At 42.2% G+C, this 237-nt stretch carries 1 protein-coding gene; it reads left to right on the forward strand.

The genetic code is table 11. The annotated features are described in order from the left end of the window. Window positions 1–237: hypothetical protein (locus tag AAEY79_RS16375; RefSeq protein WP_352289831.1), on the forward strand; the 237-nt coding region annotated here is incomplete at both ends.

Genomic DNA, 237 nt, shown 5'->3' on the forward strand with positions numbered 1-237 from the left:
CTCCTAATCACAAACCACTATCATTGATGCAGCAACAGACGACTCGGATGCAGTCGATGGTTGAACAGTTATTGGCACTGTCGCGCATTGAAGACGCGGTTGATATTGATTTATCGCAAACGGTCAATATGTCATTGATGATGGAAATTCTTAAAGAAGAAGCCAAAGCTCTTGCTGGCACCGACTATACATTAGTGTTTAATTGCGAACCCGGTTTGAATACCCATGGTAATGAAT

It is taken from the genome of Psychrobacter sp. GW64-MNA-CIBAN-0177 (assembly GCF_040309585.1).
GTDB lineage: Bacteria > Pseudomonadota > Gammaproteobacteria > Pseudomonadales > Moraxellaceae > Psychrobacter > Psychrobacter okhotskensis.